The organism is Burkholderia sp. ABCPW 14 (assembly GCF_001523835.1).
GTDB classification, from domain to species: Bacteria; Pseudomonadota; Gammaproteobacteria; order Burkholderiales; family Burkholderiaceae; genus Burkholderia; species Burkholderia mayonis.
Genome location: NZ_LOVS01000009.1, coordinates 35139 through 61270, shown reverse-complemented (window position 1 = coordinate 61270; position 26132 = coordinate 35139). Strand labels below are relative to the sequence as shown.

General features: G+C 64.9%; 26 protein-coding genes. 7 read left to right on the top strand and 19 right to left on the bottom strand.

Annotated features, from left to right (window positions below; all coding sequences use genetic code 11):
• Window positions 1-11 precede the first annotated feature (11 nt).
• From lptC to kdsD, 3 genes are read right to left on the bottom strand one after another with little or no spacing between them, the layout of a single operon-like run.
• Complete coding sequence (gene lptC, locus WS62_RS02120; protein WP_066495341.1) at window positions 12-626, bottom strand: LPS export ABC transporter periplasmic protein LptC; 615 nt, start codon at window positions 624-626, stop codon at window positions 12-14.
• A gap of 4 nt (window positions 627-630) precedes the next feature.
• Window positions 631-1170: a KdsC family phosphatase gene (locus tag WS62_RS02115; protein WP_066567110.1), complete on the bottom strand. Its 540-nt coding sequence runs from the start codon at window positions 1168-1170 to the stop codon at window positions 631-633.
• Window positions 1170-2153: an arabinose 5-phosphate isomerase KdsD gene (gene kdsD / locus WS62_RS02110; RefSeq protein WP_066567105.1), complete on the bottom strand. Its 984-nt coding sequence runs from the start codon at window positions 2151-2153 to the stop codon at window positions 1170-1172. Before kdsD ends, WS62_RS02115 begins: the two co-directional genes overlap by 1 nt.
• 126 nt (window positions 2154-2279) lie before the next feature.
• On the opposite strand from kdsD, the gene WS62_RS02105 reads away from it, so the two are divergent.
• The 5 genes from WS62_RS02105 to purU all read left to right on the top strand — a co-directional run bounded on the left by WS62_RS02105 (window position 2280) and on the right by purU (window position 7440).
• The gene (locus tag WS62_RS02105; RefSeq protein WP_066495335.1) at window positions 2280-4289 is read left to right on the top strand and encodes a monovalent cation:proton antiporter family protein; all 2010 of its coding nucleotides are present in this window, start codon (window positions 2280-2282) and stop codon (window positions 4287-4289) included.
• 83 nt (window positions 4290-4372) lie between these two features.
• The gene (locus WS62_RS02100; protein ID WP_066567335.1) at window positions 4373-4939 is read left to right on the top strand and encodes an adenine phosphoribosyltransferase; all 567 of its coding nucleotides are present in this window, start codon (window positions 4373-4375) and stop codon (window positions 4937-4939) included.
• Window positions 4940-5028: 89 nt separating this feature from the next.
• Window positions 5029-5643, top strand: a complete 615-nt coding sequence (locus WS62_RS02095; protein WP_066495333.1) for a LysE family translocator — start codon at window positions 5029-5031, stop codon at window positions 5641-5643.
• A gap of 11 nt (window positions 5644-5654) precedes the next feature.
• Entirely contained in the window at window positions 5655-6506 is an 852-nt protein-coding gene (locus tag WS62_RS02090; RefSeq protein ID WP_066567103.1) for an NUDIX hydrolase, read from the top strand.
• Between the two features lie 49 nt (window positions 6507-6555).
• Window positions 6556-7440, top strand: a complete 885-nt coding sequence (gene purU / locus WS62_RS02085; RefSeq protein WP_066567101.1) for a formyltetrahydrofolate deformylase — start codon at window positions 6556-6558, stop codon at window positions 7438-7440.
• A 157-nt stretch (window positions 7441-7597) separates the two neighbouring features.
• Here the strand turns inward: purU and WS62_RS02080 are convergent, their stop codons facing one another.
• Both WS62_RS02080 and uvrA read right to left on the bottom strand, forming a co-directional pair.
• Window positions 7598-8683: an AI-2E family transporter gene (locus WS62_RS02080; RefSeq protein WP_066567093.1), complete on the bottom strand. Its 1086-nt coding sequence runs from the start codon at window positions 8681-8683 to the stop codon at window positions 7598-7600.
• A gap of 238 nt (window positions 8684-8921) precedes the next feature.
• Window positions 8922-11789 carry an excinuclease ABC subunit UvrA gene (gene uvrA / locus WS62_RS02075; protein ID WP_066567090.1) on the bottom strand — a complete coding sequence of 956 codons (2868 nt, stop codon included), beginning with the start codon at window positions 11787-11789 and terminating at the stop codon, window positions 8922-8924.
• A 212-nt stretch (window positions 11790-12001) separates the two neighbouring features.
• Between uvrA and WS62_RS02070 the strand changes: the two genes are divergently transcribed.
• A complete protein-coding gene (locus WS62_RS02070) occupies window positions 12002-13189 on the top strand; it encodes an MFS transporter (protein ID WP_066495317.1) in 1188 nt (395 codons plus the stop codon).
• A gap of 112 nt (window positions 13190-13301) precedes the next feature.
• On the top strand, window positions 13302-13847 hold the full coding sequence (locus WS62_RS02065) for a single-stranded DNA-binding protein (RefSeq protein WP_066567089.1): 546 nt from the start codon (window positions 13302-13304) through the stop codon (window positions 13845-13847).
• Window positions 13848-13969: 122 nt separating this feature from the next.
• Here WS62_RS02065 and WS62_RS38615 read toward each other — a convergent pair whose 3' ends face one another.
• The 14 genes from WS62_RS38615 to WS62_RS01995 form a co-directional block, all read right to left on the bottom strand.
• Window positions 13970-14410, bottom strand: coding sequence for a MoaD/ThiS family protein (locus WS62_RS38615; RefSeq protein WP_269435255.1), 441 nt, complete (start codon window positions 14408-14410; stop codon window positions 13970-13972).
• Between the two features lie 49 nt (window positions 14411-14459).
• Window positions 14460-15632 (bottom strand): molybdopterin-synthase adenylyltransferase MoeB, encoded by a 1173-nt coding sequence (gene moeB / locus WS62_RS02055; RefSeq protein WP_066567087.1) that lies wholly within the window; start codon window positions 15630-15632, stop codon window positions 14460-14462.
• Complete coding sequence (locus tag WS62_RS02050; protein WP_066567084.1) at window positions 15629-16822, bottom strand: type VI immunity family protein; 1194 nt, start codon at window positions 16820-16822, stop codon at window positions 15629-15631. The genes moeB and WS62_RS02050 overlap by 4 nt, the downstream gene beginning before the upstream one ends.
• 18 nt (window positions 16823-16840) lie before the next feature.
• The gene (locus WS62_RS02045; RefSeq protein WP_156440834.1) at window positions 16841-17299 is read right to left on the bottom strand and encodes a hypothetical protein; all 459 of its coding nucleotides are present in this window, start codon (window positions 17297-17299) and stop codon (window positions 16841-16843) included.
• Between the two features lie 257 nt (window positions 17300-17556).
• A complete protein-coding gene (locus tag WS62_RS02040) occupies window positions 17557-18555 on the bottom strand; it encodes a methyltransferase family protein (RefSeq protein WP_066567079.1) in 999 nt (332 codons plus the stop codon).
• Window positions 18556-18604: 49 nt separating this feature from the next.
• Entirely contained in the window at window positions 18605-19945 is a 1341-nt protein-coding gene (locus tag WS62_RS37230) for an MFS transporter (RefSeq protein ID WP_066567076.1), read from the bottom strand.
• Entirely contained in the window at window positions 19942-20508 is a 567-nt protein-coding gene (locus WS62_RS37225) for a hypothetical protein (RefSeq protein ID WP_197422742.1), read from the bottom strand. The genes WS62_RS37230 and WS62_RS37225 overlap by 4 nt, the downstream gene beginning before the upstream one ends.
• Window positions 20509-20555: 47 nt before the next feature.
• A complete protein-coding gene (locus WS62_RS02025; protein WP_159086424.1) occupies window positions 20556-21164 on the bottom strand; it encodes a TIGR02466 family protein in 609 nt (202 codons plus the stop codon).
• Window positions 21154-21921, bottom strand: a complete 768-nt coding sequence (locus tag WS62_RS37220; protein ID WP_066567072.1) for an aKG-HExxH-type peptide beta-hydroxylase — start codon at window positions 21919-21921, stop codon at window positions 21154-21156. The genes WS62_RS02025 and WS62_RS37220 overlap by 11 nt, the downstream gene beginning before the upstream one ends.
• A gap of 1 nt (window position 21922) precedes the next feature.
• Window positions 21923-22573, bottom strand: a complete 651-nt coding sequence (locus tag WS62_RS02015) for a TfuA-like protein (protein WP_066567069.1) — start codon at window positions 22571-22573, stop codon at window positions 21923-21925.
• Entirely contained in the window at window positions 22570-23796 is a 1227-nt protein-coding gene (locus tag WS62_RS02010; RefSeq protein WP_082720623.1) for a YcaO-like family protein, read from the bottom strand. Before WS62_RS02010 ends, WS62_RS02015 begins: the two co-directional genes overlap by 4 nt.
• Window positions 23797-23954: 158 nt before the next feature.
• Complete coding sequence (locus WS62_RS02005) at window positions 23955-24269, bottom strand: hypothetical protein (protein WP_066567061.1); 315 nt, start codon at window positions 24267-24269, stop codon at window positions 23955-23957.
• Window positions 24270-25087: 818 nt separating this feature from the next.
• On the bottom strand, window positions 25088-25372 hold the full coding sequence (locus WS62_RS02000; protein WP_066567058.1) for a transcriptional regulator: 285 nt from the start codon (window positions 25370-25372) through the stop codon (window positions 25088-25090).
• 164 nt (window positions 25373-25536) lie between these two features.
• Window positions 25537-25854 carry a hypothetical protein gene (locus tag WS62_RS01995; protein ID WP_066495270.1) on the bottom strand — a complete coding sequence of 106 codons (318 nt, stop codon included), beginning with the start codon at window positions 25852-25854 and terminating at the stop codon, window positions 25537-25539.
• Window positions 25855-26132 lie beyond the last annotated feature (278 nt).

Sequence of the window (26132 nt, the reverse complement as noted above, 5' to 3'; positions counted from 1 at the left end):
CGCGTGGTGAGTTACTTGGGTTGGCCTGGAGCGCCGCCGGACGCGTCGGAAGTGGCGATCGTGCCGCGCACGTTGCCGTAGAGTTCGATGACTCGGGTGACGTTGTTGTACTTCATCCCGGCGGCGGCGTTCGCGATCGACAGGCCGCGCTGAAGTTTAACCGGCTTTTCGGTCGCGATCACATCGTCGTTGACCAACACCCGGAAATGCTCGGAATCCGCCTGCATCTGCGGGTCGGTGCCGCCCGCCGCGCGCAGGATCCGCGCTTCGTCATACAAATCGACGATCGACACGTCGCCGTTGACCGTGCCGCGCTTCGCGGTTGCGGTCACGGTCGGCTTGCCGGGCTGGAACGCGCGCAGCGCAGGCTGCGTCAGGTCGCTCGTCTCGTCGTCTTCGTAATGGACGAGGCCCGCGGCCGTCAGCCGGTACTGGGTCGAGCCCGTCTGGTCGAGCTCGGTGACGGAAAAGTTATCCGCGAAATAGTCGGGCGCGTGCGACTTCGGACGCACGACGCTCTCGCCGGGCGGCGGCAGCGTCGCCTGCAGCAGCCAGTACGTGCCGCCCGCGAGCGCCGCCATCGCGACGAGCGGGATCATCGACGTCAGCCGGAATTTGCCGTCCATTCGGTCAGGCTCCGCAGGCGGCTGCAAGCAGCGCGTCGTAGCGGTGCTGCGCGCGCAGCACTGCGTCGCACACTTCGCGCACCGCGCCGTGACCGCCGCGGGCCTCGGCGACCCAGTGTGCGCGCGCGATCACGTCCGGATGCGCGTTCGCCGGCGCGGCCGCGAAGCCACAGCGCAGCATCACCGCGAGGTCGGGCCAGTCGTCGCCCATGTAGCCGCACTGCCCGGCTTCGAGGCCGAGCGTGCGCAGCAGTTCGCCGAATACGGCCAGCTTGTTCTCGACGCCCTGATGCAGATGCGCGATCCGCATTTCCTTCGCGCGCGCGGCGACCGCGTCCGAGCGGCGGCCGGTGATGATCGCGGTTGCGATTCCCGCTTCGCCGAGGAGCTTCACGCCGTGGCCGTCGAGCGAGTTGAACGACTTCATCGTGTCGCCCGTCGCGGTGAAATGGAGGCCGCCGTCGGTCAGCACGCCGTCGACGTCGAAAATCATCAGCTTCACGCGGCTCGCGCGGTCGGCCGCCGTGACAGGGGACGCGGACATCAAATCACCTTCTTCGAGAACAGATCGTGCATGTTGAGCGCGCCGATCAGCGCGCCCTTGTCGTCGACGACGAGCATCTGGTTGATCCGGTGGCGCTCCATCAGTTCCACCGCTTCGACGGCGAGATGGTCCGGCGCGATCGTGCGCGGGTTGCGCGTCATCACGTCGACGATCGGCAGACGGCGGAAATCGCCGTCGCGCTCGAGCACGCGCCGCAGGTCGCCGTCGGTGAAGATGCCGGCCACGCGGCCCGCTTCGTCGACGACGGCCGTCATCCCCATCCGCTTCGCGGTGATCTGGAAGAGGGCGTCGGACAGCGTCGCGTCGAGCGGGACGGCGGGCACCTCGGCGCCCATGCGCATCACGTCGCGTACGTACGTGAGCAGGCGCCGGCCGAGCGCGCCGCCCGGATGCGAGCGCGCGAAATCCTCCGAGCCGAAGCCGCGCGCGTCGAGCACCGCGACGGCGAGCGCGTCGCCGAGCGCGAGCGCGGCCGTCGTGCTCGCCGTCGGCGCGAGGTTCAGCGGGCATGCTTCCTTCGCGACGCCCGCGTTCAGATGGACGTCGGACAGCGTCGCGAGGCTCGATGCCGGGCGGCCCGTCATCGCGATCAGCTTTGCGCCGAGCCGCTTGATGAGCGGCAGGATCGCGACGAGTTCCTCCGATTCGCCGGAGTGCGAGATCGCGACGAACACGTCGTCCTTCGTGACCATGCCGAGATCGCCGTGGCTTGCCTCGGCGGGGTGGACGAAGAACGCGGGAGTGCCGGTGCTGGCGAGCGTCGCGGCGATCTTGCGGGCGATGTGCCCCGATTTGCCGATCCCGGAAACGACGACGCGGCCGCTGCAATTCAGAAGCAGCCCGACCGCGGCGGCGAACTCGCCGTCGAGCTGATCGGCGAGCGCGCGCACGGCGTTCGCCTCGATGTCGAGCACGTCGCGGGCGAGCGCGAGCGCCCGGTCATCATTGATTTTCGCTATCATGCGCGGAGTATAGCAAAGGCGTTTGTTCGCCGCGCCGGGCCCCTTGCGCCCACTTTCCCGAGTATTCTCCCGGCCCAACCCGGCGTCCGTCATGCGGCGCCGACGACGAACGAGGACGCTTCGCCCGTGATTTCCCCGCTCGAAATGACGCTTCTGCTGCTGCTTGCCTCGGTGGCGGGCGTCGTCGTGTTCCGTTCGCTGAACCTGCCGCCGATGCTCGGCTACCTGACGGTCGGCATCGTCGTCGGCCCGCACGCGCTGGGCTTCGCGGCCGACCTCGAACGCGCCGAGCATCTCGCCGAGTTCGGCGTCGTGTTCCTGATGTTCTCGATCGGCCTCGAGTTCTCGCTGTCGAAGCTGCGCGCGATGCGCCGGCTCGTGTTCGGGCTCGGGCTCGCGCAGGTGCTCGGCACGATCGCGATCGCGCTGCTGCTGGGCGCGCTCTTCGAGCGCTGGATGCACATCACGTGGGAGGGCAGCGTCGCGCTCGGCGGCGCGCTCGCGATGTCGTCGACGGCGATCGTCTCGAAGATGCTCGCCGAGCGGCTCGAGATCGAAACCGAGCACGGCCGCAACATCTTCGGCGTGCTGCTGTTCCAGGATCTCGCCGTCGTGCCGCTGCTCATCGTGATCGCCGCGTTCGGCGGCGAGTCGTCGAAGGATCTTGTGATGTCGCTCGGGTTCGCGGCGGTGAAGATCGTCGTCGCGCTCGCGCTGCTCCTGATCGTCGGCCAGCGCTTCATGACGCGGTGGCTGAACGTCGTCGCGCGGCGGCGCTCGCAGGAGCTGTTCGTGCTGAACCTGCTGCTCGTCACGCTCGGCGCCGCGTTCATCACCGACCGCTTCGGCCTGTCGCTCGCGCTCGGCGCGTTCATCGCCGGGATGCTGATCTCCGAGACGCCGTACCGGCATCAGGTCGAGGAGGACATCAAGCCGTTCCGCGACGTGCTGCTCGGGCTCTTCTTCGTGACGACCGGGATGCTGCTCGATCCGAGCGTGATCTGGCGGCATCCGTTCCTCGTGTTCGGCTTCTTCGTCGGCCAGGTGCTGCTGAAGAGCGTGATGATCACGGGGCTCGCGCGCGCGTTCGGCGCGACGCCCGGCGTCGCGATGCGCACGGGCCTCGGGCTCGCGCAGGCGGGCGAATTCGGCTTCGTGCTGCTGAACCTGATCCTCGACCGGCATCTCGTCGACGCGACGCTCTTGCAGTCGATCCTCGCGTCGATGCTGCTGTCGATGCTCGCCGCGCCGTTCCTGATCCAGAACGCCGACCGGATCGCGATGCGGCTGTCGTCGGCCGAGTGGATGCAGCAATCGCTGCAGATGACGCGGATCGCGACGCAGAGCATCAAGCAGAAGGGGCACGTGATCATCTGCGGCTACGGCCGCGCCGGGCAGAACCTCGCGCGGATGCTCGAGCAGGAAGGGATCTCGTACGTCGCGCTCGACCTCGATCCGGATCGCGTGACGGCGGCCGCGGCGGCGGGCGAATCGGTCGTGTTCGGCGACGCCGCGCGCCGCGAGTCGCTGCTCGCGGCGGGCATCCACCGCGCGGCGGCCGTCGCGGTCACGTACGCGAACACGCCGTCCGCGCTGCGCGTGCTGCACAACGTGCACGAGCTCGAGCCGACGCTGCCCGCGATCGTGCGCACCGTCGACGACGCCGACCTCGAGAAGCTGCTCGCCGCGGGCGCGACCGAGGTGATTCCGGAGATCGTCGAGGGGAGCCTGATGCTCGCATCGCACACGCTCGTGCTGATGGGCGTGCCGATGCGGCGCGTCGTGCGGCGCGTCGAGGAGATGCGCGACGCGCGCTACAGCCTGCTGCGCGGCTATTTCCGCGGCGCCGACGACGCGGACGACGACGATCACGAGCAGGTGCGGCTACAATCGGTGCCCGTCGACGCGCGCGCGGACGCGGTCGGCCGCTCGCTCGCCGAGCTGGGTCTGTTCGCGCTCGGCCTCGAGGTGACGGCGATCCGCCGCCACGGGATTCGCGGCGTCGAGCCCGACCCCGAGACGAAGCTGCGCGCGAGCGACATCGTCGTGCTGCGCGGGTTGCCGGAAGCGCTCGCGGAGGCCGAGGAGCGGTTGTCGCGGCACCGGCGCGACGGCGGATCGACCGCTGCGGCGTGATGCCGCGCGGCCGCTGATTTTTGGGGTTGTCGAGCGATCGACGAACGGCGCGGGATTCCGGCGCCGTTTTTTCGGAGATTTTCATGATGTCCACGTCGTCGGACACGCAGCTCGATCCCGTCGAGTTCATTCACAGCCGCATCCGCACGGTGCCGAACTGGCCGCAGCCGGGCGTGATGTTCCGCGACATCACGCCGCTGCTGCAGAGCGCGAAGGCGCTGCGCGTGCTCGTCGATCTGTTCGTCGAGCGCTATGTCGATGCGAAGCTCGATTACATCGCGGGCCTCGACGCGCGTGGCTTCATCATCGCGCCGATCATCGCGTACGAGCTTTCCGTCGGCTTCGTGCCGATCCGCAAGGTCGGCAAGCTGCCGTACAAGGCGCAGCGCGAGTCGTACGCGCTCGAGTACGGCACGGCGACCGTCGAGATCCACGAGGATGCTTGCCGGCCGGGCGACCGCGTCGTCATCGTCGACGACCTGATCGCGACGGGCGGCACGATGATGGCGGGCAAGAACCTGCTCGAGCGGCTCGGCGCGGTCGTCGTCGAAGGCGCGGCGATCGTCGACCTGCCGGATCTCGGCGGCTCGGCGCTGCTGCGCCAGGCGGGCCTGCCGCTTTATACGGTCACCGAATTTTCCGGACACTGAGCGCGGCGCGCCGCCGCGCGTCGTCCGTCCCCCGGTTCAGGTTTCATTCAGCGTCAGTCCACTTGTCCACTGATTCAAGCGAGCCCGCGATGCCCAATTTCATGCTGTTCCTCGCCACGTCGATCGCGATCACCGTCGCGCCCGGCCCAGACAACCTGCAAGTGCTCGCGCGCGGCATCTCGCAAGGCCGCGCGGCCGGCATCGTCGCGGCGCTCGGCTTCGCGTCGGGCGTGCTGTTTCACACGACGCTCGCCGCGTTCGGCGTCGCCGCGCTGCTGCGCTCGTCGCCCGTCGCGTTCCATCTGCTCAAGCTCGCGGGCGGCGCGTACCTGATCTGGATCGGCATCAAGGCGCTGCGCAGCAAGGGCCTCGCGACCGCGCACGAGCGCGCGCCGCAGCCGCTGTCGACGATCTTCCGCCAGAGCGTGATCGGCAATCTGCTGAATCCGAAGGTGACGCTCTTCTTTGTCGTGTTCCTGCCGCAATTCGTCGATCCGCACGGCGCGCAGGCCGTCGCGCTGCAGATGCTCGAGCTGGGCGCGCTCTTCATGGCGCAGACGGCCGTCGTGTTCTCGGTGTTCGGCGTCGGCGCGGGCGTGATCGGCGTGTGGCTCAAGCGCCGGCCGCGCGTCGGCGTGTGGCTCGACCGGCTCGCGGGCGCGACGTTCATCGCGCTCGGCCTGCGCGTCGCGCTGAAGGACTGAGGAGACGCGCGATGACGTTTCCGTGCATCGCCGCCGCGCGCCGCTTCGACGCGGCCGCGCACGTGCCGTTCCGGATCGCCGGCCGGCAGGTCGGCTGGCTGCGCCGCGACGATGTCGCGCACCTTGCGCGCTGGCCCGACGTGTTCGAGTTTCCGGCGGGGCGCGTCGAGCTTTGCGCGCGCTACGACAGCGTCGACGCGCGCAGCATGGCGCTCGCGAGCCCGATCGGCGCGCTCGCGGCGGAAGGCGTGATCGTCGGCTGGCGCGACGAGATCTATGCGATCCGCAACCGCTTCGACGATCCGCCGCTCGCGTACATCGAGCGGGCGGCGTCGCGCTTCTTCGGTACGATGACGTACGCGGTGCATCTGAACGGCATCGTAGAATATGCACCTTCGGCGCCGCTTCGGATGTGGCTCGGCCGCCGCAGCGCGACCAAGGCGACCGATCCGGGCATGCTCGACAACGTCGTCGCGGGCGGCATCGGCTGGGGACTCGGGATCGAGGACACGATCGCGAAGGAATGCTGGGAAGAAGCGGGCATTCCGGCCGACCTCGCCGCGCGCGCGATTCCCGGCCGCGTCGCGCACGTGCTGTGCTCGCTGCCGGAAGGCACGCAGGCCGAGCAGATCTTCATCTACGACTTGCCGCTGCCGGGCGATTTCGCGCCTCACAATCAGGACGGCGAAGTCGCCGAGCACCTGCTCGCCGGCGTCGACGAGGTCCTCGCGTGGCTGCGCGCGGGCGAAGCCACCGTCGACGCGAGCCTCGCGATGCTCGACAGCCTGCTGCGCCACCGCGCGATCTCGCCCGACGACGCGCGCGGGCTCGACGCGCTGTTCGCGCCGCCGCCGCTTCGCTGAGCGCGAATCGAATCCATTGTTCAGAAGATTAGAGAAGGGAGTAGCGGTCATGTCGGCCGATCACAGCTTTATCCTGAAACTGTCGTGCCCGGACCGGCGCGGCATCGTTCACGCGGTCTCGGGCTTCCTGTTCGAGCGCGGCAGCAACATCGTCGATTCGGCGCAATTCGGCGACAGCCGCACCGGCGAATTCTTCATGCGCGTGCATTTCGAGCAGACGAGCGGCGCCGACGCCGCGACCGCGCTCGACGGCCTGCGCGCCGAGTTCGCGCCGCTCGCCGAGCAGTTCGCGATGCGCTGGGAACTGCACGACGCGTCGGTGAAGCCGCGCGTCGTGCTCCTCGTGTCGAAGATCGGCCACTGCCTGAACGACCTGCTGTTCCGCTACCGCACCGGCCAGCTTCCGATCGAGATCTCGGCGATCGTGTCGAACCACAAGGATTTCTATCAGCTCGCCGCGAGCTACGACATCCCGTTCCATCACTTCCCGCTCGCCGCGGGCGCGTCGGCCGACGCGAAGGCCGCGCAGGAGGCGCGCGTGCTCGAGGTGATCGACGACGCGCATTCGGCCGACCTCGTCGTGCTCGCGCGCTACATGCAGATCCTGTCGCCGAACATGTGCGAGCGGCTCGCCGGCCGCGCGATCAACATCCACCACTCGTTCCTGCCGAGCTTCAAGGGTGCGAAGCCGTACTACCAGGCGTTCGATCGCGGCGTGAAGCTGATCGGCGCGACCGCGCATTACGTGACGACCGATCTCGACGAAGGCCCGATCATCGAGCAGGAAGTCGAGCGCGTCGATCACAGCATGACGCCGGACGAGCTGACCGCCGTCGGCCGCGACGTCGAATGCGTGACGCTCGCGCGCGCGGTCAAGTGGCACGTCGAGCACCGGATCGTGCTGAACGGCACGAAGACGGTGGTGTTCCGCTAAGCCGCCAAGTCGCGCGCGTGTTTTCCGCTCGGCCGGCGCGCGATGCGCGGCGGCGGGCGGCGGTGCAACGAAACGAACGAAGGCCGCGTCCGGCGACGGACGCGGCCTTTCTTTTTGCTCGGAATGCGCGGGCGCGAGGCCGGCGGACGCGCGGCGCTCAGATGAGCCGCAGATAGATCAGCTCGCGCTTGATGTACGCATAGAAGATCGGCGCGGCGACCACGCCGGGCACGCCGAACGCGGCTTCCATCACGAGCATCGCGAGCAGCAACTCCCACGCGCGCGATTCGATCTGGCCGCCGATGATCTTGGCGTTCAGGAAGTATTCGAGCTTGTGGATCACGATGAGGAACACGAGCGACGCGATCGCGGTGCCCATGCTGACCGACAGCGACACCGCGACGATCAGCGTGTTCGAGATCAGATTGCCGACCACGGGCAGGAGGCCCGCGATGAACGTGACGAGCACGAGCGTCTTCGACAGCGGCAGCCGCTGATGGAAGATCGGCAGCGCGGCGAGCAGGTAGATCGCCGTGAAGAACGCGTTGAGCGCCGAAATCTTGATCTGCGCGAAGACGATCCGGCGGAACGAGTCGGAGAAGCGCGAGACCCGCGTGACGAGCGCGGTCGACAGCGGCTGGCGCTGCTTGTGGCGATCGACGCCGATCGCGATCATCGCGCCGATGATCATCCCGAACAGCACGTGCCCGAACCCGCGCGCGACGCTCTTGCCGCCTTGCTGCAGTTGATCCATGTGCTTGTTCATCAGGCCCGCGGCCTTCGTGCGCATCTGCTCGGCGTCGACGGGCAGCAGGTTCGAGATCCATTCGGGCGTGCGCGTGCGCGCCTGATCGATGATCTGCATCACCTGGCCGAGCAGGTTCTGCGCGTTCGGCACGGTGTGCTCGAAATGCTCGATGACCGCGATCGTGAGGCCCGCGAGCCCGCCGACGATCGCCGCCGACAGCAGCACGACCGCGAGCCAGCGCGCGCGCTGGCTCGACATGTGGCGTTCGATCGCGGGCGCGATCATGTGAACGAGCTGATAGACGAGGAGGCCGGCCAAGAGGCCGCCGAGCAGCTTCAGGTGCAGGACGAGCCACAGGCCGACAAGGGCGAAGAGGTAGCTGCCGATCTCAATCGCCGAAAGCTTCGGCAGGCTGAAATCGCTCGTCAGCCGGACGCTGCGCAGGTGCGGTTCCCGCGTTTGCGGCTCGCGTGGCGGCTCAGATTGCTTCTCCATGATATCCCTGTATTCGGAGGCTATTCGGCGCGCTTGTGGCCGCAAGCGGGCATAACCTTGCATCGCCGCGAAGTATAGCAACGATTATCGACCTGAATATTAGGATGTTGTAAGGAAGAATTTGGCGCCGCATCGGCCGCGCGTCGGGGCCGCTTTTGGGGGCCGCGGATGGAGGCCGCGCGTTGCGCGCGGACCGGGGGGCGGCGGCCGGGCGTGCGCCCGGACGGCCGCGTCCCGTTTACTTGCCGCGCTTGAGGAGCGGCGCGAGGTACCTGCCGGTGAAGCTCGCCTTCGTCTTCGCGATTTGCTCGGGCGTGCCCTGCGCGATGATCTGGCCGCCGCCCGCGCCGCCTTCCGGCCCCAGGTCGATCACCCAGTCGGCCGTCTTGATGACGTCCAGGTTGTGCTCGATGATCACGACCGTGTTGCCCTGGTCGCGCAGCCGGTGGATCACTTCGAGCAAGAGCGCGATGTCGTGGAAGTGCAGGCCGGTCGTCGGCTCGTCGAGGATGTAGAGCGTGCGGCCGGTGTCGCGCTTCGAGAGCTCGAGCGACAGCTTCACGCGCTGCGCCTCGCCGCCGGAGAGCGTCGTCGCCGACTGGCCGAGCCGGATGTAGCCGAGGCCCACGTCGAGCAGCGTCTTCAGCTTGCGCGCGACGACGGGCACCGCGTTGAAGAACTCGTACGCGTGCTCGACCGTCATGTCGAGCACTTCGCTGATGTTCTTGCCCTTGTACTGGACTTCGAGCGTCTCGCGGTTGTAGCGCTTGCCGTGGCAGACGTCGCACGGCACGTAGACGTCCGGCAGGAAGTGCATCTCGACCTTCAGCACGCCGTCGCCCTGGCACGACTCGCAGCGGCCGCCCTTCACGTTGAACGAGAAGCGGCCCGGATCGTAGCCGCGCTCCTTCGACATCGGCACGCCCGAGAACAGCTCGCGGATCGGCGTGAACAGGCCCGTGTAGGTGGCCGGGTTCGAGCGCGGCGTGCGGCCGATCGGCGATTGGTCGACGTTGATCACCTTGTCGAAGTGCTCGAGGCCCTCGATCGACTCGTGCGGCGCGGGTTCCGTCGTCGAGCCGTACAGGTGGCGCGCGACCGCGTTGTACAGCGTGTCGTTGATGAGCGTCGACTTGCCCGAGCCGGATACGCCGGTGATGCAGGAGAGCAGGCCGACCGGCAGGTCGAGGTCGACGTGCTTCAGATTGTTGCCGTGCGCATCGGCGATCCGCAACGTCCGCTCCGGATCGGGCTCGATCCGCTCGTCCGGGAACTCGATCGTCCGCTTGCCGACGAGATACTGGCCCGTCAGCGAATTGCCGTTCGCCTGCACCTGCTTCGGCGTGCCTTCGGCGACCACCGTGCCGCCGTGCTCGCCGGCGCCCGGGCCCATGTCGACGACGTAGTCGGCCGTGCGGATCATGTCCTCGTCGTGCTCGACGACGATCACCGAGTTGCCGAGGTCGCGCAGGTGCTTGAGCGTCGCGATCAGGCGATCGTTGTCGCGCTGGTGCAGGCCGATCGACGGCTCGTCGAGCACGTACATCACGCCTGTCAGGCCCGAGCCGATCTGCGACGCGAGCCGGATGCGCTGCGCCTCGCCGCCCGACAGCGTCTCGGCGCTGCGCTCGAGCGACAGATAATCGAGGCCGACGTTGTTCAGGAACGTGAGCCGCGCGACGATCTCCTTGATCACCTTGTCGGCGATCTCGCGCTTCGCGCCGTCGAGCGAGAGGCCGTCGAAGTAGCCGAGCGTGTCGCGCAGCGGCCAGCTGCTCACTTCGTAGATCGCGCGCGCGTAGTCGCCCTGGCCGACGCGCACGAAGCGCGCCTCGCGGCGCAGGCGCGTGCCGTCGCACGACGGGCACGGCTGGTTGTTCTGATACTTCGCGAGCTCCTCGCGGACCGCGACCGAATCGGTCTCGCGGTAGCGGCGCTCGAGGTTCGGGATGATCCCTTCGAACACGTGCTCGCGGATCGTCGTGCGGCCGCGCTCGTTGATGTACGAGAACGGGATCGTCTGCTTGCCGGAGCCGAACAGCAGGATCTTCTTGATCTTCTCGGGCAGGTCCTCGAACGCGGTGTCGATGTCGAAATCGTAGAACGCCGCGAGGCTTTGCAGCATCTGGAAGTAGAACTGGTTGCGCCGGTCCCAGCCCTTGACCGCGCCCGCCGCGAGCGACAGCGACGGATGCGCGACGACCCGCTTCGGATCGAAGAACGTGATCTGGCCGAGGCCGTCGCATTCCGGGCACGCGCCCATCGGGTTGTTGAACGAGAAGAGGCGCGGCTCGAGCTCCTGCAGCGAATACGAGCACACCGGGCACGCGAACTTCGAGCTGAACAGGTGCTCCTTGTCGGTATCCATCTCGAGCGCGATTGCGCGGCCGTCGGCCAGGCGCAGCGCGGTCTCGAACGATTCGGCGAGACGCTGCTTCATGTCCGGGCGCACCTTCAGGCGATCGACGACGACGTCGATCGTGTGCTTGTCGTTCTTCTTGAGCTTCGGCAGCGAATCGACCTCGTGGATCTTCGCGGCGCCTTCGTTCGCCGTGCCGCCGCCCGAGCGGACGCGAAAACGCACGAAGCCCTGCGCCTGCATCTCCTCGAACAGCTCGGCGTGCTCGCCCTTGCGGTTCGCGACGACGGGCGCGAGGATCATCAGCTTCGTCTCGTCGGGCAGCGCGAGCGCGGCGTCGACCATCTGCGACACGCTTTGCGCCTCGAGCGGGATCTCGTGATCCGGGCAATACGGCGTGCCGACCCGTGCGTACAAAAGTCGCAGGTAATCGTGAATTTCGGTGACGGTGCCGACCGTCGAGCGCGGATTGTGCGATGTCGCCTTCTGCTCGATCGAGATCGCGGGCGACAGGCCTTCGATCAGGTCGACATCCGGTTTCTCCATCAACTGCAGGAATTGGCGCGCGTACGCCGACAGGCTTTCGACGTAGCGCCGCTGGCCTTCTGCGTACAGCGTGTCGAACGCGAGCGACGACTTGCCCGAGCCGGACAGCCCGGTGATCACGATCAATTTGTGCCGCGGCAGGTCGAGATTGACGTTCTTCAGGTTGTGGGTGCGCGCCCCACGGATACGAATTTGTTCCATGAACCCGGCGGAAGAGGAGAGAACCAAACCTGCTACTATAACGACTTTTCGAGTCCGTCGTTTCAGGCTCCCAACCAATTCCCGCGCCTACCGGCGGCGGGCTTTCGCGACGCCCGAGCCGCAGCGAGGCGGCGTGCGGCGGCAGGCGGCCGGCCCGGATCTTCCGCCGCCCGGCAGCGGGCGGACTACCGATTCACTCGAACACACGCCCGATGTCCAATCCGTCCGCTACTTCCACTCGCATGAGCGCACCCGAGCTGCGCGCGACCACGTCGCTCGCGGCGATCTTCGCGCTGCGCATGCTCGGCCTCTTCATGATCATGCCGGTGTTCTCCGTCTACGCGAAGACGATTCCCGGCGGCGACAACGTCGTGCTCGTCGGCATCGCACTCGGTGCGTACGGCGTCACGCAATCCCTGCTTTATATTTTTTACGGCTGGGCGTCGGACAAGTTCGGACGCAAGCCGGTGATCGCCACGGGTCTGCTGATCTTCGCGCTTGGCAGCTTCGTCGCCGCGTCCGCGCACGACATCACCTGGATCATCGTCGGCCGGGTCATCCAGGGAATGGGGGCGGTATCGTCGGCTGTGCTCGCGTTCATCGCCGACCTCACGTCCGAGCACAACCGTACGAAGGCGATGGCGATGGTGGGCGGTTCGATCGGCATGTCGTTCGCGGTCGCGATCGTCGGCGCGCCGATCGTGTTCCATTGGGTCGGGATGAGCGGGCTCTTCGCGATCGTCGGCGCGCTGTCGGTCGCCGCGATCGGCGTCGTGCTGTGGGTCGTGCCGGAAGCGCCGCCGCCCGTGCACGTACCGGCGCCGTTTGCCGAAGTGCTGCACAACGTCGAACTGCTGCGCCTGAATTTCGGCGTGCTCGCGCTGCACGCGACGCAAACCGCGCTTTTCCTCGTCGTGCCGCGGCTGCTCGTCGACGGCGGCTTGCCCGTCGCGTCGCACTGGAAGGTTTATCTGCCGGTGATGGGGCTCGCGTTCGTGATGATGGTGCCGGCCATCATCGTCGCGGAAAAACAGGGCAAGATGAAGCCCGTGCTGTTGGGCGGAATTGCCGCTATCCTAATCGGCCAGTTGTTGCTTGGCTTTGCAACACATACGATTCTGATTGTCGCGGCAATCCTGTTCGTCTACTTCCTGGGCTTCAACATTCTGGAGGCGTCGCAGCCGTCGCTCGTGTCGAAGCTCGCGCCCGGATCGCGCAAGGGCGCGGCCACGGGCGTGTACAACACGACGCAGTCCATCGGGCTCGCGCTGGGCGGCGGCCTGGGCGGCCTGCTGCTGAAGAGCGGCGGCGCGAATACGGTGTTTTTCGCGTGCTCGGCACTCGTGGCCGTGTGGCTTATAATCGCGGCCGGCATGAAACAGCCGCCGCGCAAAGCCTGACACGCGAACGCCTTTCTAAGCGCGCGGCGTGCTCCGGTCCGGCACACGCCGGCCGATGAAGCCGTGAACGGTTTTGCCGCGCTGTTTGGCATCGAATCAACTGGAGAAACACATGGCATCCGTCAACAAGGTCATTCTCGTCGGCAATCTCGGCGCCGATCCCGAAGTGCGTTATCTGCCGAGCGGCGACGCGGTAGCGAACATCCGCCTCGCGACGACCGACCGCTACAAGGACAAGGCGTCCGGCGAATTCAAGGAAATGACCGAATGGCACCGCGTGGCGTTTTTCGGTCGTCTTGCCGAGATCGTCAGCGAGTATCTGAAGAAGGGCTCGTCGGTATACATCGAAGGCCGGATCCGCACGCGCAAGTGGCAAAGCCAGGACGGCCAGGACCGTTATTCGACCGAGATCGTGGCCGACCAGATGCAGATGCTGGGCGGCCGTGGCGGTTCGGGCGGCGGCGGCGGTGGCGACGACGCTAGCTACGGTGGCGGTTATGGCGGCGGTCGCGGCGATGCCGAGCGCGGCGGCAACAATGGCGGCGGCGGCCGTGCGGCGGGCGGCGCGGCTGCGCGCAGCGGCGGCGGCGGTGCGAGCCGGCCGAGCGCGCCGGCGGGCGGCGGGTTCGATGAGATGGACGACGATATCCCGTTCTGATTCCCCACCCGGATCTCACGCAGCGGTAGCTACAAAGCTCGCAACCCTCGCGGTTGCGAGCTTTTTTGTTGACTGCGCATCCCAAGTCGCCGCGCGACGGGCGTCGTCGTGCGCGGCGCAGGCTATCCACCGGCCACGGCCGGCAGGATGGTGATCGTGTCTCCGTCCCGCAGACGAGCCGAGAGGCCGCCGTTGAAGCGGATATCGTCGTCGTTGACATAGATGTTGACGAAGCGGTGCAGTTGGCCGCTTTGCACCAGTCGTCGTTGCAGGCCAGGGTAAGTCCGCTCGAGGTGGGCGATGGCTTCGATGACGGTCTGGCCGTCCGTTTCGACGTACTTCTGATCGCGCGTCAACGAGCGCATGATGGTTGGAATCTGAACCGTAATGGTCATGGTGGGCGAGAGCAGGAAATCGGTTGGGAGGGACTCGGGTTCGTCGGTCACCCGGTAAGGTCGGCGGCGGATGTCGCCTGCCGCTTTTCGGCCGTGCGGACGTGTCATGTGCTGCCGTCGTAGCTTCAGCGGCGATGCGTCGCCGTCGAATGCGGAGGTCGCCGACATCGCAACGGTTGCGCCGAGGGGCGGCGCGCATGTCGGCACGGCGACGCGCTCAATATGACGGCAGCGACGGATCGATCAGGCGGACCCATGCGAGCACGCCCCCGTCGAGATTGCTGACGTTCGTGAAACCGGCGTGCTGCATCGCCCGCACGACTTCTTGCGAACGGGCGCCGCCCTTGCAGTAGACGACCGTTCGCCGAGACTTGTCGAGCGTCGTCATGCCGTCGGCGAGCATCTGCTGTTTCGGGACAAGCCTGGCTCCCGGGATGCGGACGAGATCCCATTCGTTCGGTTCGCGCACGTCGATGAGCTCGAACGGCGCACCGGCGTCCAGCAAGCGCTTGAGTTCCGCAACGTCGATGCCGGGCGCGCCTGCGTCCACGCTTGTCGTTTGCCGCGCGGCGGGATTGCAGAGATGCGGATAATCGGCGAGCGCGATGATCGGCTGGCGGTCGGGCGCACGCCGTATCGGCAGGAATCGGCAGTCCATCTCCAGCGCGTCGTAGACCGCGAGCCGACCGAGCAGCGAATCACCCGCGCCCGTGATCAGCTTGATGGTCTCGGTCGCCATGATCGATGCGATCGATGCGCACAGCACGCCCAGCACGCCGCCTTCCGAGCACGACGGCGCCAACTCCGGCGGCGGCGGCGCGGGATACAGATCGCGGTAATTGAGACCGACACCGCCCGGCGCTGCCTCCCAGAAGACCGACGCCTGCCCCTCGAAGCGATAGATCGAGCCCCATACATACGGTTTGTCGGCCAGGACGCAAGCGTCATTGACGAGGTAGCGGGTCGCGAAATTGTCGGTGCCGTCGACGATGATGTCGTATTGCCGGAACAGCGATACGGCATTGTCGTTGTCGAGCCGTTCGTCGTGAGGGCGCACGTCGACGTGGGGATTCAGATCGAGAATCGCGTCGCGTGCGCTGTCGGCCTTCGGACGGCCGACCGTCGACATTCGGTGGATGACCTGCCGTTGCAAGTTGGAGATGTCCACGCGATCGAAATCGACGATGCCGAGCATGCCGACGCCGGCCGCCGCGAGATAGAGCAGCACGGGCGAGCCGAGCCCGCCCGCGCCCACGACGAGCACGCGGCTGCCCTTGAGGCGCTGCTGGCCCCGCAGTCCGATCTCGGGAAGCAAGATGTGCCGGCTGTAGCGGGACAATTCCTCGCTGGACAACGGCGGGAGTCTTGTGACGAGCGGGGGCAGTTTCATGGGGCGTTGTCCGATTGATGGCGACAGGGGGCGCCGATGAGCGAATCGGCTTTCTGCCAGTCGACGGGGCCGAGTATCGGCTCCCCGTTGTGGTTCGAATAGCGCATGTCCGGAAAGAGATCGCCTGCGGCCAGATGCCTGGGTTCGGCGTCCGTGCCGAGCGCTTCCCAGATGCCTGTTTCGGGGCAACGCTGTCCCGATCGGCGAACCTCGGCTTCGACGTCGAAGCGTCTGATCCACTCGTCGGTCGCTGCCTGATCGAATCCCAGGCCCGGAAGCGGGTTCGGATGAAGCGGTGGATGGTGCGGATGGCGCGCCCGTCTCAGCAGGCGATTCGCCGCAACGTACGCCGCGGGCAATCCTTCCTGCGGCGCGCCCAGGGAAGGGCATTTGCCTGCTTTGACGAGCAAGCCGTTGCCGGCCGGCATGATTTCGATTTCCCGATCGTCTGCCCGCGCGTGCAGTGCTTCGGCTCCACCGATCGCGGCGATCGCGTTTTCGCTCAGGATCGTGTACCAATTGACGCTCTTGAAATGAAGCGGCGCGCCCAGTCGACGCGCCGCAAAAGGGTCCGCGTCAACCTCGAGGCCTGCGAAAGTTCGCGCCATCCGATACTCGTGCGGCAGGTAGCGCCGGTAATGGCGGGGCAGCACGACGGACAAGCCGCCATAACCGCCGCAGATGTCCAGCCGCGAGCAGATTCGGAGCAGCAGATCCTGATAGACCCGGTGGCGTTCGATCCGCAGGAATTCGCGGGCTGGCATCGAGAATTTCAGGCAGGAGACCAGACCGAATTTCGCTTCATGGACATCTTCCGCCGTTTCCACTGCGAGGTGATATTCGCGCGCCGTTTCGGCATCGGGCACGTTCGAGATCTCCATCCCGACTTTTTGCGTGCTGGGGGTTCGGGTGATCGCCAGCCGGATATCGTCGATGCCTTTTGCGGATTTTTCGCGGTAAGACTCGTCCCCGTTCTTTCCGCCGACGATGTGCTCACCGAACAGATCGAGATAGTCGTCGACACATGCACGTATCGCGCTGCGTCCCGCCGGACTCGCGCCGCGTTTGAAGAGCACGGTGCCTATCACGCAGGGAACCGCCACGTCGCGTGCATGCGATCGTTCCGGATGGGCGACTTGATACAGGCTGTGGATGTGCGCGTTCAGCCAATGAATGGGGTTGGCGATCATGATGTCGACGGCGGCGCCTTAATTTTCCCTCTTCAGAAACCAGTCGTTTTGCGACAACGCCGAATCCCCCATGTCGATTTCCATGTACGCTTTGCCGCTTCGGCGGCCGATCTGCAGGCAGGGAAACGGATATTTTCCGAGCGGATTGTTCGTATAGAAAAACGGAATTCGGCTCCGATGCCGCTTCAATATGTCAGGCCCGCACACCACGCCGTCGTAATGATCGAAGGCGAATCTCGGGTGTCCGATGTCGAAGTCGTCGATGCAGATCACACCCCGGTCGATCAAGTCCAGTTCTTGACCGAGCGGCCAGTCGTCATACCAGTGGGCGTCGAGATAGACGAAGGGGCGCTGGTATTTCGGCAGGTTGTCGCGGAGAAATTCGCGTGAATCCGCATGCGTCGCGGTTACGTTCGTCCGTTCGCGCAAGCGGACTTGCGTGAACTTCGCGTTGTCGGGATCGATGTCGCAAGTCAAGACGGGAAGGTCCGGGTAAGCGTGACCGAGATAGGCCGTCGTGTCGCCGCGGAAGCTGCCGGTTTCGAGTATCGCGTCGCATCGATGGAAACGGATCAGATAATCGATCTGAAGCGCTACGGTGATGTCGAATCCGAACGGCCCGCCGCCGTCGCTCAGATGATCTGCGCCCGTTCGCTCGACGTTGTAGAAATTGCTGTAGACATTGGATGCGTTCATGTTGGTGGCGGCCCAAGCAGTGAGTGGATCGATGGGAGCTATCGGGAGAAGAGCCAGGTTCGTTCGTTGATCTGCGTACGCGCCGGATAGCCGGCATCCGAGAAGATCGATCCGATTTCGGCCTCGGTGTAGCTTTCCCAGTGCGGAGAGGTGGCGGCCATATAGGCGTTATCGATGAAGCAGGGGCGAGGCCCGGTGCGCGCGTCGTTCAGGAATCGGTGGATGACGAGCATCTTGTCGATGTCCGCGAACGTGTGCCGGGCCCGCGCGAGCAAATCCCGGACTTCGTCGGGCGGAAGGTAGTGGAGCGTTTCGCGGAAGATCGCGATGTCGACCGCGGGTAGCGGCGCGGGATCTTCGTTCTCCCGAGCTTCCGGCCGCAATTCGAATGGATGGCATGCCACGCGCTCGCCGACCCGCATGAGCGTGGCAACGGAGCGTGCGATGTCCAGTACGTCGGGTCGATCGAGCAGCACGACGCGGCAACGCTCGGAAAATTGCGCGAACGCCGCGGCGAATACCCCCGCGCCGCTCGCGAAGTAGGCGACGCGGCTGCCCGGATGCACCCAGCCTTGAGAAACGAGATCGGCCCAATCCTGCATCGCTTGTCTGGCTTCGTCCGGCCAGGACACGAGGCTCTTTCTCGCATAATGAACCCACTCGGATTGAAAGGCCGGCGAAGTGACGTCCGTGACGGGCGCGTCGTTCAGCAACGCCGAGTCGAGGTTGCGCAGCGACTGCAGCCATTTGTCGTAGATGGCCGCGCAATAGCCCGGCCCGTCCGGGTGCAGAAACGTCGAGGCTTCGTCGGTCGCGCGATAGCGTGTATCCGAATCCCGTTCGACCAGCCCGATTAATACCTGAGAATCGAGCAGCACGCTGGCCGCTCGCCGGGACAGCCCGAGCTTTCGTGCGATCGCTTCCGCCGGCATGGGCGTGCGCGTGAGCGCCGTATACAAGCCGACGCGCAAGGCGGCAAAGAAAGCGTAAGGCAGAATGCTCTGCGCAAAGATGATTTCCAGTGAGTTCGGGCTCATGGTGTTTGCCATTGGAATGACGAAATGGGCTGCCTTCCCGGCTGCTTCGTCAGCCGGCCACCTCGCGGCCGCCCGTGTCCGGCTTGAGAAACGCCGAGGGGTATAGCCGCTGATAGGCATTTTCAGCGTCGTGCTCCGTCATCTCGAGAACCTTCCGCGAGTTCGGAATGAAGTAGATCGCGGCCGCCGACAAGATGCAGATGCCAGCGATCGATCCGAGCGCCGCGTCGATGCCCGTGCGTTGCGTGGCGAACGTGACGAACGCGATCCCCGGCGCAATCGAAAGAGACGCGAGAAACGATGCGGTGGCGAACATGCGGGTGCGGTAGTGCTTCGGCGTGGCCACCGCGCGCAGTCCGCCGATATTGACGAAGATCGTCATCATGAACATCCCGCCGATGAACAGTGCGGCACCCATGACGACGGGCTGATGCGTGAGGGTGAACGAAAAGATCATCGCCGCGAGCACGGCCATCGACAGAAACACCGCATGCTGCTTGCCGACGGCCCGGTTGAGCCACATCACCACGCGCATGCCTCCGACGAACATGCCGGCGCAAAAGATGCCGTCGAAGATGCCCAGCATGCTTGCGGGGAAATCGAGTACCCGAATCACCAGGTAAGGGAGCGCGACCAGAAAAAATGCAGGGAGCGCGAAGTTCGCCATGCAGGTCATCACGCAAAAATAGAAATCGACCTTCACCTGATAAAAGGTTCGGATTCCGGCCGCGGTCTTGCGCACCCATAACGACAGAAACGACATCGCGCCGGGCTGCTCGGCACGGTTCTCGTTGTCGATTCGAAGCGGAATGAAGATCAGGCAGGACGCGCCGGCGAACGAGGCCGCCGCGAGCAGGGTTCCGGCCGCGCCGAGGAGCGACACCATGGCGCCCGCCAACAACGGACCCAGCAGCTTCGTTCCGCTCGCCAGCGCGCCCCGCTGCGCCATGACTCGCGTGACCTGTCCCGTCGGCGCGATGGAGGCGATCGCGACGTTGGTCAACGGCTCGATGGCGCCGACGAACAAGGACAAGACGATCGACAACAGCATCGCGAGCGGGAAATGAAACAGGCCGAAGCCGGCCCACCCCGCGAGGATCGCAATCGTCGCGCCCTGAAGGAACACGGCGGATCGCAGTACCTTCATCGGATTCCACATGTCGCCGAGGGCGCCGACGCCGAGCGTGGACGCTGTCTGCGCGAAGGTCATCGCGGCGAGCAGGCTGCCGAATTCGACCACCGAGCCGTTGATCTTCAATACCCACCATGCGAACGCGTAGCGGAAAGCGTCGCCGGCGAGCCCGACGCAGACGAGGCCGATCTGGAGCCGCGTCACGTCGCCCGAAATCGATTCGATCTTCAGGATTTTCAGGATTCGATTGGCGTTCATGCCGAGGCGCGCGAGCGGTCGGCGCGTTCGATGTCGTTTTCGTCCGGGCGCGCATTGCAATCGCGTTGATGGCCCACGGTCCGATCGTGCGTGCCGGGGCGCATCGTAACCAGTTTGGCCCGCAACAGGCGGATCTCGTGGCCGTTGCTGACGGGCAGGACCGCGCCGCGCAGCCATGCCGGATAGCAGACGTATGCGCCGGGCCGGGCGACGAATTCGAACGGCCTGCCGTACGGCAGGCCGGGAACGAAGACGTTGGCGCAGCCCGCGCGAGGATCGCGGATCATCAAGGCGCCCGAATAATGCGCTGGCGGCGTGGCCTCTTCGCGATACACGTCGAGTACGACGACGACGATGTGCGTCGCATCGGGCATGTCGTCGCAGAGTGCTTCGAGATGTCCGCCGGACCAGGTTTCGATTCGCGGCGCGTTGACTTCGGCGTCTCTGAACGCCCGCGCTTCCGGCGCATCTGCGACGATCGGGCCGATCGCGTCTTCGAGACGGCGGATGCTGATCGGATCGGAGGCCCGCTTTCGCGCGGCGGCCAGCGCATCCGGCGGCATCGTCCCCGACAGGATGTAGGTCGGCCATTCGAGTATCAGGTCGGTCATCAGGTCATCCTTGGCATCAGGTAGATGTTGAACGGAATGGAGATGCGCTCGCCGGCCTCGTAGTGAGGATGCACCCAGTGCTCGAGCCAGCTCGGGAACAGCAGCAGCGATCCGCTGACCGGGCGGATCGTCCGGATGCTGCGCGCGGTCACGGGCGCGGCATGACGAGGGTCGATGAATTCGATTGCGCCGTCTCGGCTTGCGGCCGATGCCGATTCGGCCGGAGTGCGGACGTAATACACGCCGGACCAGACCGAGCTGTGATGGATGTGATGGTTGTGGTGATGCCCCGCTCGGTTGACGACGCTCCATCCTTCCAGGATGACCTCGAAGTCTTCGGTGGTGATGCCGGACAGCCGGTTCATCTGGCGCATCGCCGCGGTGACGCGCTCGACGAGGAACGTCTTGTCGGCGTCGCCGCGGCCGAAGAAGTCCGCCGCGGATTGCCACGCGTCGGCGTTGCTGGCTTTCGCACTCGGCTCGGTCGACGCGCGTCGCAAGATCTCGTCCGCGAGCCGCGCGTTGATCTCGGCGACGTCGTCCAGCACCTGCTGGAAGATGAACACGGGCCAGCATTGCCACAGGGAAGGGGAAATTTCACGAAACAAGATCGCCTCTCCTGGAGAATCGTTCATTGGACCGGATGAGGAGCGGCACGATTTCGGCGCCGGCCGGAAGCAGCGAATCGTGCGGCAGCGAGCGAAGAATGCCGACGCAGCCGTCGAAATACGCGGACAGGTGCTGGACGCGCTGTTGCGACTCCGCGTCGGCCTGCTTCGCATACCACTGCGAGAGCGTGGCGGCGACGTGTGCCGCGCCGATGATTTCCGTCGGATTGCGATTGGCGGTTCCGGAAGGCAGGACGAAGACTTCGCGATAGTCGATTCGATGAAACGGCATCAATTCTTCGAGAAAGTACATCCAGTTATGGCAATGCTCGTGGATGATCTGCTCGCGGAGTTCCCGTTTCGTGGAGAAGGCGGCTTCGGAGAGAAAGACGCGCTGCGGCGTCGCATAGCACGAGCACCCGATCACGTCGCTGCTTTCGAGCCGATGGTATTTCACCGGAAACTGAATCAGTCGCCGCCATTCGGGCGCCTCTTCGACGATGTCCGCGCACGCCGACCGGACTTGCTGCAACTGAATGGCGGAGAGCGGGAGCAACGGAAGGTCGCATGCGATGCCGGCGGCGCTTCGAAGCCTCGAGGCTTGATCGGGATCGAGCCAGTCGACATCGATTGCGGGGCCGACGATGTCGTCGGCCAGGATTTTTCGCACCCGACCGACCAGCGTCAGCAGCAGGTTTGATTTGAACGACGCATCGATGAAAGGCAGTCCGTGAAAAATCTCGTCGATCTTCTTCATGTCAGTGTGCCCAGGGCTCGTCATGGAGGAAGTGCTCCAGGTCTCGGGACTTGACCCGGAAGCGCTGCGGATCGTCGAGCGCGGGAAGGACCGCGTTCGTGTCGACGCCCTGCCGCGCGACCCATTCGATCAGCGTCTCCCAGGTCCGGTCGCCGAACCATCGTTCGCGCAGACCGTCGACGATTCGAACTGCTTGCTCGTCAGACAGGAGTTTGCGGGCGACCAGGTGATTCGCACATTCACGCAGATGAACCAGCGGCTCCGATATCGGTGCGTACGGAGGGCGGGGCGAGTGAAGCATCATCACTTCGTCGTCCGGGAGATCGGGGTCGTCGACGAAGCGTTGCGCCACCGAGCCGTACGGCGTCATGCCGTACCGATGCAATTCCGCGGCGCGTATGGCTCCCATCGAGGACAGGCCAAAGACGCGCACGCCGGAATCGAGCATTTCCAGAATTTCCCAATGGGCGACGGACGGCACGTCACCGAAGCGGCCGTCTATCAATGCGACGGACGCGCCGGGCAAGAGCGCGCCGCTCAACGCACGGATGTCGCCGCGCGCAGCCGGCCCGTGCATCACCAGATCCGGATGGGCGAAGAGCCGGTTCGGCAAGCCGAATGCGGTGGGGCCGACGAAAATGTGGCAGGTCACGGCCGCCCTCCCGTCGAGCGAATGTAGTCCAGCAGGCGCAGCCCCAGCTTGCCGGTGGCGCGGGAAAAGTGCTCCATCTGCGGGATGACGACGCGCACCACCTGGAGAGGATCGTCCGGCTGCGTGAAGCGATGGCGCAGGACTCGCGCAAAGCCGGCCGACCGAATCTCGTCGATCAGTCGCGCGACGGCGTGTTCGCGCGAGTGCATGCGGATTTCCTGTGCGGTGACTTCGATGCCGCTCGAATACGCGTTGAGAATTCGCTCGATCTCCGATTTGCTGACGTCGTATGTCTTGCTCGTCGATGGCGCCAGACGTTCGTCGAGATCGTCGCGGCCGCCGTGAATGACGGTTAGACGGCTTTGAATCGCTTCCAGCAGGGCGGCGCGAGCGGCCAACTGGAAGTCCGAGTGACACGACGTCCCGCCGTTCACGTACGACAAGCTGGCGCTCTCGGTGGCCGCCACGACGGCGTCGACGTAGAACAGGCCCATGTCGTACCGAGCGCGCATCTTGAGCGTGAGTCCCGCCGCGTCGATTTTTTCCGCAAGCTCGGCGGCGTCTCCGGTCGGCAGGCGCAGCGGCGTGGCGCGGGATCTTGGCGCGACGATGTCGAAAGACTGCTGATGTCGTTCGACCACTTCGCAGACGGCATGCAAGGTCGCCTGCTCGATCGTCGTTCCGCACGCCATCCCGCAACTGGTGGCTCGCAGGAAATTCGCGCCGTATGGAGGCGGGCACGGCATGAACACGCACTCCATCGGCACGAACACCGCGGCGCCGCCCGACAGGTTTTCGAGCGGCACCCAGCCGATGGGCTGCGTGCGCTCCAGCGTGGCGCCCAATTCCGGGCAAAAGTCGAGTATGGAAATTCCGTGCTCGGCGTGCATGGCGGCCGAGGACGCAAAATGCGCGGCCTCGGCCGGTATCTGCTCCGCATGCCAATATTCGATCGCTTCCATGATCGCGCTGATCTTCGCCGCCTCGCGCGTCATGCCTTTTCCGGCGTTGACGGCGAGCGTCAGCGAAAGCGGACGAATGGCCGAATACACCGGGACGCCGATGACGTCCATCCGGGTGATATCCGTGACCCGAGTGATTCCGCAGCGTTCAAGATACGCTTCCGCCAATGCAAGCGTCCGAGCCAGGACCTGCGACGACGGCGACATGAACGAATTGTTCGAGGATGAAAATGTCTCGAGAGAGATCGGATGTTCTTGCATCACACTGCCTGTAGGAAAAGCAAATGTGGCATATCAATCATTCTCAATAAAGACGACGAAAATTGATTCGACGAATGAATCGATAATCGCCCGGCAGTGAGTGGTGCGCTGCGGGGCGAGGTGAATTGCTTTAGGGGTGATTCGCCGAAGCGAGAGAATCAGTTCTTGAAGACTTTTTTCGACTCGATCGTTTCGTCGATGGTGCCGCGACTGACGATTTCCTCGACCTTGGAGCCGTCCTCGCTCTGGATCGGCCGGGACAGGCGGACGGAAACCTCGGCACGGATCTGGAAGTTGTTTTGCACGGCGGCGCTATGAAATTGCGCTGTTTCGCGCAGCCCGTCACGGAAAAGATCGACGAGACGCTCGATGTCGCCGTCGTTCAGATCGATGCGTTCGATTTGAGCACGTTCCTCGTCGGTCGTGCGGCGCGTGATGTTCTCATACGGGAAAGGTCCAGCGACGATACTCATATATTGCTCCTCAATGGGTAGATCAACATAAGAAGACATCAGTCTGCATGAAGCCAAATTGCCGCCACGGAATTTATCGAAATAATCGAGAAAATTGATTTCATGATTTTGAAACTATCCATGGCCTGGGAAGGCTAGCATGTTAAATAAATAAGCCGCAAGCTAATTTAAATGTTCCTGTCTAATGTGACAGGTTGCTGATCCGCCGCAAGGATTGCGTCAGATAACATGGCTTCGATTCATGGCAATGACGAAATGCACGAAAACCGTGGTACGTGGAAGGAGGGGGAGCGGGTGAAATCGGTTCGACGCCACCTCGGCGGCCTGCGCGAATCGCACGTGTTCGAACTTGCGCGATGCGTGCCAGGGAGCGATTGATCCATTGGCGACAATCGTCGTACCGATCGATGCCGTGCGTGGTCACGTGCGGCGTTTCGAACGGCCCTCGTCGGTCGCATCAATCCGGGGATGTCCGGGCATGAAAGATCGTCGGGCGCGGGCGATGCGCAATAGGCGACGGCCGATCGTGCATGAGGATGTCGTCAACGAGCGCGATGCGGGCAACGAGGCGCCGGACAAAGCGGCCGTGGAGGCATTGCGACGCAGGTGTTCGCGATATCCGGTGTTGTTCGTTCGCACTGATCGTCCGCGAACGATGCAGTTGCGATCATTGCGCGATCAACCACGGCTTGCTGATGGCGCGCGCGATGTCCCCGATTCGAGCGACATCGGAATTGTCAAGGCCGCGGCCCCGTGCATGTATTGGTGGGCAGTGATGTCGTCGTGCGTGTGCGGCATGGTCGCGCATTGTTTGATCGTTACGCCCCGGCGGAATGCGAGTTGTCGTTCGCCTGGTCGAACGCGCCCGCTTCGAGATCTTTCTTGAAGTGCAGGAGCCAATCGCTCGCATCGCCGAGCGGGTATTCCTTCGTCACGTGCGTCGATCGTCGGGTGATCGTGACGAAGCCCATTTGCCCGATGTTCTCGTCGCTCTTCGGGTCGGTCGTATCCGTTTCGCGAAGCGCGAAGTCGCTGCCCGACAGGCCGCAGCTTTTCAGGGCAGCGAGATAGTCCGCGTGTTCGCTCGGTTCGATCAGTCGCATGGTCGTCCTCTCGTGCGTTCGACGTTCAATGGACGGAGCGTGAGTCGAGTCGCGCCAACGCGATCGGCGGCTCGCGCGTGTGCGTGGAAACCGTCGATGACGGACGTTCGCTGTCGTGCGTGGCGGCGCATGGTGCGTGACGGCCTTGGACGCGGAGAGGGCGGCTATCGGCGCAGGCCCTTCATGTTTTCCGCTTCCATCGCCGCTCGCCATTCCTCGCGCGCTTCGGTGGGGTCCATCTCGTCTTCCACCGACGACATCGCGCGCTCGGCGACCGCTTTCGCTTCGTCAGACAGAAAATCGGCTTCGTTGGCGTCGTCTTCCGGGGGCTGCATCATGTCGTGAATCATCGCCTGCAACTCGGGCGTATCCCACGGCAGACCGCGCTGCGTTCGAATCTTGATGTAATGCCTTACTTCAGCGTCCTGCTCGGGCGTCAACGGCAAGCCACGGAAGGTGCTTTCAGGGTCGGGAGGAATCATGGTTGTCTCCGCTTTCGGCGCCTTTAGTGTAGTCCTGTTGAGGGGCGGGAGGGGAGAGGGGAGGTTGATGTTCGTGCGGGTTTTGTATCGTTTTCGGTTTTTGCAGACATGTGAAGCGTATCGGGAATCCCTCGCTTCGCCTATCCGCTTGCGGCTGAAGGCCGTGTCGATAGCCGATCCGTTGCAACCCTTCGGCGAATCATCAAGGGAACGACGGATTCCAAGGTCAAGCGGCCGTCAGGTGGTGTGGAAATCGTCGAAAAGGCCGTTAGCTCTTC